This window comes from Dongia sp., from assembly GCF_041918875.1.
Classification (GTDB): Bacteria; Pseudomonadota; Alphaproteobacteria; order Dongiales; family Dongiaceae; genus Dongia.
On the sequence record NZ_JAYRUV010000006.1, the window covers coordinates 1 to 12,619 of the forward strand.

10 protein-coding genes and 2 pseudogenes are annotated in these 12,619 nt (G+C 62.1%); 9 read left to right on the forward strand and 3 right to left on the reverse strand.

The window, feature by feature from the left end:
* The 3 genes and pseudogenes from ACE3TY_RS07785 to ACE3TY_RS07795 form a co-directional block, all read left to right on the forward strand.
* Window positions 1-679 (forward strand): annotated as a pseudogene (locus ACE3TY_RS07785) (IS5 family transposase); the annotation flags it as partial.
* A gap of 869 nt (window positions 680-1,548) precedes the next feature.
* Window positions 1,549-1,893, forward strand: coding sequence for a transposase (locus tag ACE3TY_RS07790; RefSeq protein WP_374652463.1), 345 nt, complete (start codon window positions 1,549-1,551; stop codon window positions 1,891-1,893).
* A pseudogene (locus ACE3TY_RS07795) lies at window positions 1,818-3,356 on the forward strand (IS66 family transposase). Before ACE3TY_RS07790 ends, ACE3TY_RS07795 begins: the two are co-directional and overlap by 76 nt.
* 148 nt (window positions 3,357-3,504) lie before the next feature.
* On the opposite strand, the gene ACE3TY_RS07800 reads toward ACE3TY_RS07795, so the two are convergent.
* Together ACE3TY_RS07800 and ACE3TY_RS07805 are read right to left on the reverse strand one after the other, a co-directional pair.
* On the reverse strand, window positions 3,505-3,801 hold the full coding sequence (locus ACE3TY_RS07800) for a helix-turn-helix transcriptional regulator (RefSeq protein WP_374652660.1): 297 nt from the start codon (window positions 3,799-3,801) through the stop codon (window positions 3,505-3,507).
* A gap of 249 nt (window positions 3,802-4,050) precedes the next feature.
* Window positions 4,051-4,668: a hypothetical protein gene (locus tag ACE3TY_RS07805; protein ID WP_374652464.1), complete on the reverse strand. Its 618-nt coding sequence runs from the start codon at window positions 4,666-4,668 to the stop codon at window positions 4,051-4,053.
* A 353-nt stretch (window positions 4,669-5,021) separates the two neighbouring features.
* On the opposite strand from ACE3TY_RS07805, the gene ACE3TY_RS07810 reads away from it, so the two are divergent.
* From ACE3TY_RS07810 to ACE3TY_RS07835, 6 genes are read left to right on the forward strand one after another with little or no spacing between them, the layout of a single operon-like run.
* Window positions 5,022-5,654 (forward strand): FecR domain-containing protein, encoded by a 633-nt coding sequence (locus ACE3TY_RS07810; RefSeq protein WP_374652465.1) that lies wholly within the window; start codon window positions 5,022-5,024, stop codon window positions 5,652-5,654.
* A 21-nt stretch (window positions 5,655-5,675) separates the two neighbouring features.
* Entirely contained in the window at window positions 5,676-7,604 is a 1,929-nt protein-coding gene (locus ACE3TY_RS07815) for a CHASE2 domain-containing protein (RefSeq protein WP_374652466.1), read from the forward strand.
* Between the two features lie 4 nt (window positions 7,605-7,608).
* Window positions 7,609-8,337 (forward strand): TVP38/TMEM64 family protein, encoded by a 729-nt coding sequence (locus ACE3TY_RS07820; RefSeq protein WP_374652467.1) that lies wholly within the window; start codon window positions 7,609-7,611, stop codon window positions 8,335-8,337.
* Window positions 8,330-9,769: an NAD(P)/FAD-dependent oxidoreductase gene (locus ACE3TY_RS07825; protein WP_374652468.1), complete on the forward strand. Its 1,440-nt coding sequence runs from the start codon at window positions 8,330-8,332 to the stop codon at window positions 9,767-9,769. Before ACE3TY_RS07820 ends, ACE3TY_RS07825 begins: the two co-directional genes overlap by 8 nt.
* Window positions 9,766-11,190: a sensor histidine kinase gene (locus ACE3TY_RS07830; protein WP_374652469.1), complete on the forward strand. Its 1,425-nt coding sequence runs from the start codon at window positions 9,766-9,768 to the stop codon at window positions 11,188-11,190. The genes ACE3TY_RS07825 and ACE3TY_RS07830 overlap by 4 nt, the downstream gene beginning before the upstream one ends.
* 55 nt (window positions 11,191-11,245) lie before the next feature.
* Window positions 11,246-11,425, forward strand: coding sequence for a hypothetical protein (locus ACE3TY_RS07835; RefSeq protein WP_374652470.1), 180 nt, complete (start codon window positions 11,246-11,248; stop codon window positions 11,423-11,425).
* Here ACE3TY_RS07835 and ACE3TY_RS07840 read toward each other — a convergent pair.
* Entirely contained in the window at window positions 11,392-12,579 is a 1,188-nt protein-coding gene (locus tag ACE3TY_RS07840) for a class I SAM-dependent rRNA methyltransferase (RefSeq protein ID WP_374652471.1), read from the reverse strand. The genes ACE3TY_RS07835 and ACE3TY_RS07840 overlap by 34 nt on opposite strands.
* Window positions 12,580-12,619 lie beyond the last annotated feature (40 nt).

The following is a 12,619-nucleotide window of genomic DNA, read 5'->3' on the forward strand; positions in this document are numbered from 1 at the left end:
TTGATGATCGGCGGGCAATGAACGGGATCTTCTGGATTGTGCGCAGCGGCGCACCCTGGCGCGATCTTCCGGAACGATATGCCTGCACGACCGTCTACAACCGTTTCAACCGCTGGCGAAAGGCGGGAGTCTGGGATCGCCTGATGGATGCCGTGACGGCGGCGCATGATGGCAAGATACGGATGATAGATTCGTCGAGCATCCGTGCCCATCAACAGGCTGCCGCGCTCAAAAAAGAGTGGAGATGCTTGTCTGGGTCGAAGTCGCGGAGGATTGACGACCAAGCAGCATGCGCGGGTCGTCGGCAACGGCCTGCCAGTGCAGCCTGAACTCCACCGGGGCAGGCAAACGACACTCCCATGGCCGAACTGCTGCTCAATGATCTGCCTAAGGGCGCCACGGTCTTTGCCGACAGAGCATATGACGCCGACTGGATACGGGATGTCATCGACGATCGAGATTGCCACGCCTGCATTCCGCCAAAATCAAATCGCATCGACCACATCGCCTTCAGCAAGCCCTCTATAAAAAACGCAATCTGGTCGAGTGATTCTTCAGCAAAATCAAACAATTCCGCCGCATTGCCATCCGTTACGACAGGCTCGCGCCCACCTATCGCGCCATGGTCGAACTCGCCGCTGCCCGCCTATGGTTGCGGGCTTGTGAGTCCGCAGCCTAGCTTTCACCATTTCCGGACAACCAAGACGCATCTCGTGCAGTCTAGCCTTGCGCAAGCGTTTTCAAGCGAAGGAGAGGGATCTGCAATTCGTAGAGAGGAAATACCGATTGACGCTAACCAAGGGTGCGACGTTCATCTGTCTGAGAAGCAATCAATCTAGGTACGAGTATTTTACGAGAACACCAATTGCGCACTGGGAGTGTTCCCGTCCGTGTCGTAATTCATAAGACTAGCTATTTTGACGAAAGAGAACGTAATGAGTTCTCAGCAGCTCTTCGTAACACTGCGATTGTCGAGATGGTGATGCTCGTTCCGAGTGCGTTTCGCCTCATGCGGTTTGGAACCTATCCCCCACAGGTTGGGACGTTGTGCTCGGTTAACAAAGCATGAAACTACCTCTTTACGTCTGGCTTTATGCCGGAGCTTGGCACATACCCCGGTCCGCATGTCCCGCAACCGTCTGAAGTGAGGGCATTAGGCAGCGCCGATCCAATTTCCACCGCGCAGGATGTACTAGACCTCACGCGAATGAATTGGAACACCGCAGATATTCGAGGCAAATGGCCGGTTACACTGTCATTTGCTCGGGGAGTTGGCGGTATCCTGGATGAATATGGAGGCGATGAGGAAGACGTCGAGCCTGCCACAGCGTTCCGGTATTTCGTATAGCTGAGCGCGATCCAGCGGCGCAAGGTCGGTCTGGGTCCAGGGCCGAAAACCTGGTCGATGGTATGCAGAGAAACCGAAATCTTGATGCTAGATGGGAAAAGGAGGGAGCCGAAGCCTCAAGTCTCGTCGTGGCCGGTGGCAAGTATCGCCCCGGTATAGGCCACCTTGCGTGGCCGGGAATAGCCTAAGACACTGGCTATATGGACAGCGATAAGCACAGCCTACAATTCACGCGTCTCGATGTGCTGGAAAAGGGCCGTCGGCGATACTGGAGCGACGACGAGAAGCTGAGAATTGTCGAGGAAAGCTGCGCTGGCCGCGGCAACGTTACAGCGACTGCGAAACGCCACAATATATCCAGATTTCAGCTGGCCACTTGGCGTAGGAAGTTTGGTGTTGAGAAGAGCGAGCTGGTCAAGGGAATGCCGGTGACGATTACCTCGACGCCCTCAAGGCGGCGGTCGTGGCCATGCATCAGCGGAGTGTTAATGCCGAAGCCGAAGTCGTCCGGGCGGTCGCCGTCAACAGCAACGCCGACGCCCTGATTGCCCATCTGAAGCTCGAGATCGAGAAGTTGCGGCGTGAGCTTTACGGCAGTCGCTCGGAACGCAAGGCCCGGCTCCTCGACCAGATGGAACTGCAGCTTGAGGATCTCGAGGCCGCCGCCACCGAGGACGAACTGGCGGCGGAACGCGCTGCTGCCGCGACCCCCACGGTGCAGGCCTTCACGCGCCAGCGCCCCTCGCGCAAACCATTCCCGGATCATCTGCCGCGCGAGCGGGTAATCGTTCCAACACCGGAATCCTGCCCCTGCTGCGGCTCAGACCGTCTCTCGAAGCTGGGTGAGGACATCACCGAGACCCTGGAGATCATCCCGCGGCAGTGGAAAGTGATCCGGACGGTCCAGGAACGCTTTTCCTGCCGGACCTGCGAGACCATCACCCAGCCCCCCAGCGCCATTCCATGTGACGCCACGCGGCTTCGTCGACCCGAACCTGCTCGCGACCGTGCTGCTCGACAAGTACGCCCAGCACCTGCTCTTGAACCGCCAGAGCGAGCGCTTCGGCCGAGAGGGCATCGTCTCCACCCTGGCCGATGTGCCGCAGCCACGGCACTCCGGCCGCTCCACGAGCTGATCGCGGCCCATGTCTTGGCCGGAGAGCGGCTGCACGGCGACGACACCATCGCGCCGATCCTGGCCAAGGGTAAGACCGTTAAGGGCCATGCCTGGGTCTATGTGCGCGACGATCGCCCCTTCGGCGGCAACGCTCCGGCGGCGTTGTTCCATGCCTCCAGAGATCGCCGTGGCGAGCACCCGCAACGTCATCTGGCCGCCCGGTCCGGTATCCTGCAGGCCGACGCCTATGGCGGTTACAATCACCTTTACGACCGGGGGCGAAGTCCGGGCCCGATTATATCTGGACTCTGTTGGTCCCACGCCCGGCGCAAGTTCTTCGAGCTTGCCGACATCGTCGCCAACAAACGGCGAGGAAAGAACGCTGCGCTGATCTCGCCGATTGCCCTGGAGGGCGTCAAGCGCACCGATCCGTTGTTCGAGATCGAGCGCGAGATCAATGGATTGAGCGCCCAAGCACGTCTGGCTGTGCGTCGAGAGCGCAGCAGGCCAATCATTGACGCGCTTGAAGCATGGATACGCACCGAGCGCGCCAGGCTATCTAAATCAGCCTATGTCGCTCAGGCGATCGACTACATGCTCCCGAGATGGCCAGCATTCAGCACGTTCCTGGACGACGGCAAAATCTGCTTGACGAACAACGCCGCGGAGAGAGCTCTCAGAGGGCTGGCCCTCGGTCGTAAATCCTGGCTCTTCGCCGGATCCGATCGCGGCGCCGACAGGGCCGCCTTCATGTACACCATGATCGTCACCGCCAAGCTCAACGATATCGACCCCTTGGCCTGGCTCGCCGATGTCCTCGCCCGCATCACCAACATGCCGCAGTATCGCCTGCCGGCACTCTTGCCTTGGAATTGGCTGCCGCTCAAATAGCTGCGATCACCACGGCCGCAGCCTTCGCCGCAGGGGTACGCCTAAACGTGCGCGCTCGACTGGTCAATACAGCGGCAAATGCTGGCAGTTTTTTCTGCTCGGCTGGCACACGACCACTCTGGCGTTCGAAGTATAACCTCCAACTTGTCTACTTTGGGCGGTGTTCCGCAAGTGCGGTTACTAAGGACAAAGCAAGTTCGAGAGATCGGCCATCTAGCGTTCGCAATAAGCCAACCAGCGACAAGATCTTCGGATTTATTGGTTTGTTGGTAACGGCGCCCATTGATATCACGTCGGTGACTGCCAGGCCGATTGCGTCACCTACCTTCTCAAGAGTTGAGATCGTAGGCGTGACTGATCCTTGCTCAAGGTTAGCGACGGCCTGGCGCGTGAGGCCGGTCAGTTTGGCGAACTGACTAGGATTCAAACCACGGTCTTCTCGGATGGTCTAAATGGCCATACCAAGTTTCTTCGCATCGAACTGCGACGAACCAATACGCTTCGAAACAGGCTTCGTCGCTCGCCTCGACATCGTCGATCCTGTCTTCGGCCCCCCAATTCGCCGATAACAAACAGAGGCCGTGCGGCCGGCTAGCAGCCGGTAGTTAGTCCCTGATTCAGTATTTGAACAAACCTGATTCGATTACGTGGCAGAAATCAGTCTATTTACCACCTCTGACAGCATCGACTTAAGCTACTGCTGCACCCGCGGAATGCGACGGAGCATCCGATAGTAAAGGGGCTTGTTGTCGGGCGTCGTCAGTGTCATCAGCAAATCGCCCGGGAGCGCCTGCATGCCGAGCATCATGCCGGCATTCGTCACCGTATAAAGGCGCCAGGTCTGTGTTCCCTGAGCGGACCAGCCGGTCACGGCCACCGGCGTGATCGACATGACGCCGCCGGCCATGCGGTAGGTGTCGTACATGGGGGCCTGGGCCCAGGCGTCGGCCAGGATCTGGTCATTGACAGGCACCTTGGGCGGGTCGGCGCGGGTGACAAGCCCGATGCGGCCGATTCCGGTAGCATCCATGGGACTGATGATGAACCACTGCCACGGATTGCTGAACGGTGCCGTCGGCCGGGTCGGTTGAATGAAGGTCGGCGGCAGCTGCACCATCTGCCATGAGCCGATGATCTCATTGGGCTGGGCCACATTCATCATCGCCGGATTCTGCGGCATTGGAGCCGCAACGGGGGACGCCGGCTGTACCGGCTCACTGGCGCCGCCAGTCCAGGGCATCATCGCCCCTTCACAGCCCGCAAGAAGTGAGGCGCTCATCAGAACAGCGATGAGCAGGCCGGGTAATTTCATGGTCAATCTCCCCCGATCGCAGCCCGCCAGCCGGGCCCGGTCAGGGCGCAGTTTAGCGACCCAAATCCTTACTGAGAAGCGCTGAGCGACCGATTCGCCCGCAATCCGGCCGCAATCCGCATAACGGGCCGAATCCGCCTCCGACCGGTCCATTTTCTGCCCATTTTGTTCTGATTTCCTCCCTTTTCCGGCGTTTTGCGGCTCTCCGGTGGCCAAAGGTGAAGCGTTTCACAGGCACCCACCCGGTTCCCGTCTACATCCTTCGCATCAACCCGCTTGAGGCTTTGCCGGAACCTACCTAGCCTGCAATGCCGATCCTCGCCGAGGCAGGCGGACCGCGTAAGGAGATGAGAATGGCCCTTTCGAAACGTGATTTTCTGCGTGCCATACCGCTGGCGGCGGCCGGCTTTGCGTTCTTTCCGACACGCGTCCGGGCGGCCGAAGGCGTCGCCGGGCGGATTTCGCGCCTGGCCGGTACGGTCGCGATCCTGCGCGACGGTACCGAGGTCGTGGCATCCGTCGGCGCCGAGATTCTGGTCGAGGACACCCTGCGCAGCGCCGCTGAAAGCCGCGCCGAGGTGACCTTTTCCGACGGATCGGTTCTGACGATCGGGCCGGCAAGCGAAGTGGCGATCGCTTTCTTCGCCCCCGAGCCCAGCGAATCGCATGCCTTGCTCGACCTGGTTTCCGGTATCGCACGCTTGACGGTGAACAAGGCGACGTCCTGGGGCCGCTTCGAAGTCCGCACCACGACGGCGGTCGCCTCGGTCCGCGGCACGGATTATCTGGTCGAAGCCTTGCCTGGAAAAAGTGCCGTCTTCGTTGCCGAGGGTCGAGTGGCGGTCTCCAGCCGAGCGGGTTCCGGGACGGTCGTCCTGCGCGAGGGGCAGGGTGTCGACGTCCCGGCCGAACGCGGCCCTCTGGTAGCAAAGAACTGGGGCGCCAAGCGGCGTGACGAAGCTCTGGCGCGCGTCACCTTCCCATAATCCGGCGCGCGGACGAGGCCGATGGCCATCGCGGGGGATGTGCATAGGGCGAAACGAGGCTGGCTGGGCCTCGTTCTCGCTTCTGTGCTCGGGCTGGCGATCGGATGGTTGCATCTCAGCAGCGATCCGTGGCTCGAATCGATCGATCAAGGAGCCACCCTGGACTGGCGCTTCCGCCTGCGCGGGCCGCAAGCCCCGCCCAATGATATTGCGATCATCGTGGTCGACGACCGCTCCTTGGCAAAGTTCGGTCAATGGCCCTGGCCGCGCGCGAAGCTCGCGGAGATTATCGAGTACCTTCGATTGGCGGGCGCCAAGACGATCGGGCTCGATCTGCTGCTCTCCGAACATGAAGCCGATACGAACGGGGTCGGCGATCGCATCCTGGCCGAAGCGATGCGACGGCATGGCCATACCGTGTTGGCGACGGCGATGCTGTTCAATAACGGCTCACCCGACGTCGGAACGCTCGAAGATGTCAGCCATTTCGCCCTGAATGTTCTGGTGGGCAGCGCGGAAGGCTCGGATCGGCTACTGATTGCGGATGCGATTTTGCGTCCGTTGCCAGCCTTCGAAGATGTCGCCGTCGTCGGACATGTCAATCAGCTGTCGGCTGAGATCGGCCAGACACGGGCGCAAATTCCGGTCATCGCTTATGGCGAATCGCTCATCCCATCGTTCCCGCTTCTCGTCGCGGCGCAGCAGAACGATCTGCCACGCGGTGCAATCGGGTTCGATTTTGCGGGGCAACTCATCTTCGGACCAAAGCGGTTTGCCCTGGACGACCGGTATGGGCTGGGCCTCAACTATCTGGGGCCTACAGGCACCTTCCGGACCTATTCTGTGCTCGACCTGCTTGAGTTTCGCATACCGCCGGCATTGCTGAAGGATCGCGCTGTCCTCGTTGGCGTCTCCGCGACATCGCTCGGCGACAATTTCATCACGCCCTACGCGCTGGATTTGCCGGGGGTCGAAGTGCTGGCGACGGCGGCAGCGAATCTTCTTCATGGCGACAGCCTCACCCGGACGCCGGAGCAACGCGTGGCCGAGACCGTCGCGATCGTCATTCTATCGCTGCTGTCCTGGTTCCTTGGCGTGAAAGCAGTCGGTCCGCGCTGGGGCATTGTCTTCAATCTTCTGCTGCTGGTGGGGTGGCTGGCCCTTGTACAGATCATGTTCGTCTCCCAGTTGCGGCTGGTCGCCGTGGCGGGACCGGGCATGGCTATCATTGTCGGCGCGGCCCTCGGTACCTTGGCGCGCATGGTCCAGGAACGGCGCCTGCGCAGCGAGGCGGAGCGGCATCGCGGCAATCTCGCGCGCTACGTCCCGCCCAGCCTGGTCGAAACCTTGGCGGAACGGGCGACACCTGCCTTCGACGAGCGCGAGCAGATGGCAGCGGTGATGTTCGTCGATCTGCAAGGCTTCACGCATGCCAGCGAAGAACGGTCGCCGGCGGATACGGCTCATTTCCTCAAGCAGTTCCACGGCCAGATTGAAGACGTTGCCGCCGCCCATGGTGGCGTCGTGGCACAATTCCTGGGCGATGGTGCGCTGCTTCTTTGGGGATTGCCTCTGCCGCGCGAGGACGATCCGGTCCAGGCGCTGGCCTGTGCCCGCGACATGCTGCTCAGGTTGCAGCATTGGCGGCCGGAAAACCCGGCGCGGATCGGACTTCATTTCGGCCCCGTGGCGATGGCGCAGCTGGGTGGTCGTCATCAGGCGCAGCTGGCGGCGGCCGGCGACACGGTCAATGTCGCCAGTCGGCTCGAGGCGGCGGCAAAGTCGATCGGTGCTGTCCTTGTCATTTCGGACGATATCGTCGCCGCGGTGCGCGCGTTGGAACGCGAGGACCTCATCGGTGGGCTGATGCCACGCAAGGATCAGCCCGTGCGCGGCCGCGACAAGACGATCAGCTACTGGTCGGCTGCAAGCTGCGCCGAACTTGTATGAGGCGATGATGCGTAAGCCGAGGGTCGAATGGAAGAGCGTGCGGCGTCTGTGGCCGCTGGTGCTGATGGCGCTGGGGGCCGCACTCTTCTTTCTGTTCGGCGGCGATGAGTTGCTCAGCCTGGAAAGCCTTCAGCGGCTGCATGGACAACTGGCGGCGTTCGTGGCAGAGCACTATGTGCGCGCCGTTCTTGCATTCATGCTGGTCTATGTCGCTGTGGTGGCGCTCTCCATTCCTGGCGGCACCGTGCTGACCTTGGCGGGCGGCTTCATGTTTGGCGTCCTGCCGGCCACGTGCTACATCGTCGTTGCCGCAACGGGCGGTGCCGTGATCGTCTTCCTGGCCGCCCGCTCGGCCCTGGGGGAGATATTGCGGGCGAGGGCGGGGCCGTGGTTGTGCAAGTTGTCCGCCGGCTTTCAGCGGGACGCCTGGAGCTACATGCTGATCCTGCGTCTGGTTCCGCTCTTTCCGTTCTTTGTCGTCAATCTGGTGCCAGCCTTTCTGGGAGTTTCGCTGACTTGCTTTGCAATATCGACCTTCTTCGGAATCATGCCGGCGACCTTCGTCTATGCGGCCCTCGGCAACGGCCTTGGCGATGCCTTGCGCAGTGGCGGCGATCTTCAGGCCGCCATCTCGCCAAGTGCCGTTGGCGGCGTGCTGGGACTGGCGGTGCTGGCGGCGCTGCCATTGCTCTACAGGCGCCTGAGAGGACGGAAAGGGACGTTGCGTGAGTGACACGGAAAACCTGGCGCCGGATATCTGCGTCATCGGCGGCGGGTCGGGCGGTTTGACGGTCGCCGCCGGTGCCGCACAGCTTGGGGCGAAAGTTGTTCTGGTCGAGGCAGAAGAAATGGGCGGCGACTGCCTCAACCATGGTTGCATACCGTCGAAGGCGCTCCTGGCAGCGGCTCACAACGCGGCCGCGGCTGTGCGTGGCGCCGGATTTGGCATCGCACTCCCTTCCCCCCGTATCGATCGATTGGACGTGGCCAGGCACATTGCCGGCGTCATCGCCGGTATCGCGCCGCATGATTCAGTGGCGCGTTTCGAGGGTCTGGGTGTGACGGTCATCCGGGAACATGCAGCTTTCGAAGCTCCCGATTGCGTCGTCGCAGGGCCCTATCGCATCATGGCCAAGCGCTTTGTCGTGGCGACCGGCTCAAAGCCCGTCGTTCCACCCATCGCCGGGCTCGACCGTATCTCCTATTTCACGAATGAAACGATCTTCGCATGCACCGAAGCTATCGACCATCTGCTGGTCATCGGCGGCGGACCGATCGGCGTCGAGCTCGCCCAGGCGCAGGCGCGGCTCGGGACCAAGGTGACGCTCGTGGAAATGGCGCGGCTGCTGCCGAAGGACGATCCCGACCTGGTGGAGATCGTTCGCAGATCCCTTGTCGCCGACGATATTGATCTGCGAGAAGGCACTGGCGTCGTCAAGGTCGAGAAAGGCAAGGGCAAGAAAAGTATCCGGGTTCACCTGGCCAGCAATGAAGGCGCCACGGAAATCATCGCCGCAAGTCATCTTCTCCTTGCCGTGGGGCGGCGGCCGAAGAGCGATGGGCTCGGCCTCGACAAAGCCGGCATCGACCTTTCGGGTGCTGCCATCGAGGTGGACCGGCGCCTGCGTACCAGCAATAAGCGGGTCTTCGCGATCGGCGATTGCACGGGTGGTCCCGCTTTCACTCATGTGGCCGGCTATCATGGCGGGATCGTACTGCGCAACATCCTCTTCCGCCTGCCCGCCAAAGTGAATCCGGATATCATTCCCTGGGTGACGTATACGGATCCGGAACTGGCTTATTTGGGCTTGAGCGAAGCGGCGGCGCGGTCGCGTTTCAAGGACGTTCGGGTTGAGCAGCTCGATTTCGACGCCAATGACCGCGCCCGGACCGAGCGCCGGACTGACGGGCGCATCAAGCTGGTGCTGCGCGCCGGCGGGCAGATACTCGGTGTGGGCATAGTGGGTCCGCAGGCAGGCGAGCTGCTGGCGCCCTGGTGCCTGGCCATCGGCCGAGGTCTCAAGCTTTCGGCCATGGCAGGGCTGCTTCTGCCCTATCCCACACTCTCCGAGATATCGAAGCGGGTCGCCGGAAACTATTATGCACCGCGGCTGTTCAGCGTCGGCGTGCGGGCCCTGGTGCGCGGATTGCTGAAGCTGCCATGAGCGACACCTCCACGAACGATGCGGATGTCAAGCTGCCGAGTTTCGGGCGCGGCCTTTCGGCTCGCGTGCTGCTGTTGACGATCCTGTTCGTCCTCGTCAGTGAAGTGCTGATCTATGCGCCATCGATCGCACGTTTCCGCCTTGACTGGCTGGAGGAGAAGCTCAACACGGCGCATCTCGCCATCCTCGCCCTCGAAGCCACGCCGGACTACATGATCGATCCGGAGCTGGAGGTGCGTCTTCTCAACCATGTCGGCGCGCGCGTGATCGGCCTCAGGGCAGGCGACGGGAAGAATCTTATCCTGCGCGGATCGAGCCCGCCACTCCTGGTGGATGTGACTGTCGATCTCAGCTCGCGCGATTTCCTGTCGCTGATTGACGACGGTATCGACACGCTGCTGCAGTCGCGCAACCGCGTCTTGCGTGTCAAAGGTTATTCGCCGCGTGCGGCCGACATCGTGGTGGATGTCGTGCTGGACGAATGGCCGCTGCGTCAGGCCATGATCGCCTATTCCTGGCGCGTGCTGGGTTTCTCGGTCGTCATCTCGCTCATTACCGCGGCACTGGTTTTCGGCGCGCTGCAATGGCTCATCATCCGCCCGATGCGACGACTCACCCGAGGCATGGTCTCGTTCCGCCAGGATCCCGAGGATCAGCGCGGTGATTTTGGGGCTACCATGCGCGGCGACGAAATCGGCCTCGCCGAGCGTGAATTCGGCGAAATGCAGGATAAAGTGCGCCACGCCTTGCAGCAGCGTGCCCGCCTCGCGGCTCTCGGCACGGCCGTCACCAAGATCAACCACGATCTGCGTGGCATTCTGGCGACCGCGCGGCTGATCACCGACCGTCTGGCCGAGAGCGAGAATCCGGAAGTGCGCAAGGCGGCGCCGGCCCTGCTGCGCTCGCTCGACCGCGCCGTCGACCTTTGCTCCGACACATTGAACTTCACCCGTGAGGGGCCACCAAAGCCGGAGTTCGAGACCTTCCATTTGGCCGAGCTGGTTGAGGAGGTGGGAGAGAGTCTCGCCAAGCTGGTGACGGCGGACAAGACCTGGACCAGCAAGGTGGCAACCGGTCTGGCGATCCGGGCGGATCGTGGCCAGATCTATCGCATCCTGCGCAATCTCGGCGAGAACGCGCTGCAGATGGGTGCGCATCAGGTGACCGTCAGCGCGATAGCCGATGCGCAAGGGGTCGAAATCCTGGTTGCCGATGACGGCCCCGGCTTGTCGCCGAAGGCGATGGAGAATCTGTTTGTGCCGTTCAAGGGGTCGGCGCGGGCCGGGGGCACCGGACTCGGCCTCGCCATCGCGCGCGAATTGATGCGCGGGCAGGGTGGCGATCTCAAATTGTCGCAGAGCGACAGCAAAGGTGCGGTTTTCGCCCTTACTTTGCCAAGCGGCGACGCCTTGATGGATTGAAAATGCGGCCCACTGCGGCGATACTTGCCGCACTTCGCGACCGAGGGGATGCAGGATGAAAGCCGAGATCGAACGCAGCGTATTCATGGCCTTGCTGGCCCTGTTTGCCGTGGCAGCACTTTTCGTGGCGTCGCGTGCCGGCCACGGCATGCCCTATTGGGGAGCGCTGGGGTTCAGCCTGCTCTGCGTCGGCTTGCTGTTCTATTCGATCGCGAAGGTCAAGGCCTTCAAATAGGCGCTTTCCGGCAGGCCGGGATGCACCGGATGATCCGGCGCCGCACCCGTATGGTACAGCATCCGCGCATTGCGTCCGGCTTCCTGGATGCCGCGCGCGGCCTGCTTGATCAGTTCATCTGCCGGCATGTTATGCGAGCAGGAGCAGAGCATCAGGATACCGTCCGGTGCGACGCAGGCGGCAGCCAGGCGTGCCAGCTTGCGGTAGGCCCGTGCCCCTTGATGGAAATCCTTGCGTGATTTGACGAAGGCTGGCGGGTCGGCGACGACGATGTCGAACAGCTGTCCACTCTGCGCGATCTCCGGCAGGATATCGAAAGCGTCGCCCATACGCGTTCTGAGATGGCCGGCAACGCCATTGATCTCGGCTGCCTGCCTCGCGAATTCCAAGGCCGGCGCGCTGCGGTCGAGTGCCAGAACCTCACCGGCGCCGGCCGCCAGGGCCTGGTTGCCGAAGCCGCTCATATAGCAATAGGCATCCAGCACCTTGGCGCCCTTGGCGAGGCGCGCGATGAGGGCGCGGTTGTCGCGTTGGTCGAAGAACCAGCCGGTTTTCTGCCCGGCGCGCGGATCGCAGCGGAACTTGACGCCATTCTCGACGATATCGACCGGCCCCTCCAGGCTGCCTTTGAGAACGCGGTTGACCGGCTCCAGGCCCTCCAGTTCGCGGGCCGGGCCGTCGCCACGGACCAGGATCACCTTGGGTTGGAGGAGAGCGTCGATCGCCGCCGCCAGTGGCTCGACTTCGGCATCCATGCCGGCACTCGAAACGTCGATGACGATGACATCGCCATAACGGTCGATGACGCAGCCGGGAAAACCATCGGCTTCGGCATGTGCCAGGCGGTAATAGGGAACGCCGATCAGCCGGTCGCGCAGCTTCAGCGCGCGCGCCAGGCGCTGCTGCCAGAATGCGGTGTCGATCGCGGCGGCGGGATCGCGGGTGAGCACGCGGCCGCTGATCAGCGATTTGGGGTTGAAGAAGGCAAGGCCGATGGGACGGCCATCGGCCTGCCGCAGGGTGACCACGGAACCCGGCGTGATCGCCTTCAGTTCGGGGCTGGGCTGCAATTCGTTCGAATAGACCCAGGGATGTCCACCGAGGACACGCCGTTCCTCGCCCGACTTCAAGTGGATCGTGGGCCGTTTGGTCATCTTAAAATCCTGTCTTCTCAATCTGCTGGACGGCCACCGG

Bases quoted from the DNA above. Each gene is read 5' to 3' on its own strand.
- ACE3TY_RS07790 (WP_374652463.1), top strand. From the start codon at position 1,549: ATGGACAGCGATAAGCACAGCCTACAATTCACGCGTCTCGATGTGCTG.
- ACE3TY_RS07805 (WP_374652464.1), bottom strand. From the start codon at position 4,668: ATGAAATTACCCGGCCTGCTCATCGCTGTTCTGATGAGCGCCTCACTT.
- ACE3TY_RS07810 (WP_374652465.1), top strand. From the start codon at position 5,022: ATGGCCCTTTCGAAACGTGATTTTCTGCGTGCCATACCGCTGGCGGCG.
- ACE3TY_RS07815 (WP_374652466.1), top strand. From the start codon at position 5,676: ATGGCCATCGCGGGGGATGTGCATAGGGCGAAACGAGGCTGGCTGGGC.
- ACE3TY_RS07820 (WP_374652467.1), top strand. From the start codon at position 7,609: ATGATGCGTAAGCCGAGGGTCGAATGGAAGAGCGTGCGGCGTCTGTGG.
- ACE3TY_RS07830 (WP_374652469.1), top strand. From the start codon at position 9,766: ATGAGCGACACCTCCACGAACGATGCGGATGTCAAGCTGCCGAGTTTC.
- ACE3TY_RS07835 (WP_374652470.1), top strand. From the start codon at position 11,246: ATGAAAGCCGAGATCGAACGCAGCGTATTCATGGCCTTGCTGGCCCTG.
- ACE3TY_RS07840 (WP_374652471.1), bottom strand. From the start codon at position 12,579: ATGACCAAACGGCCCACGATCCACTTGAAGTCGGGCGAGGAACGGCGT.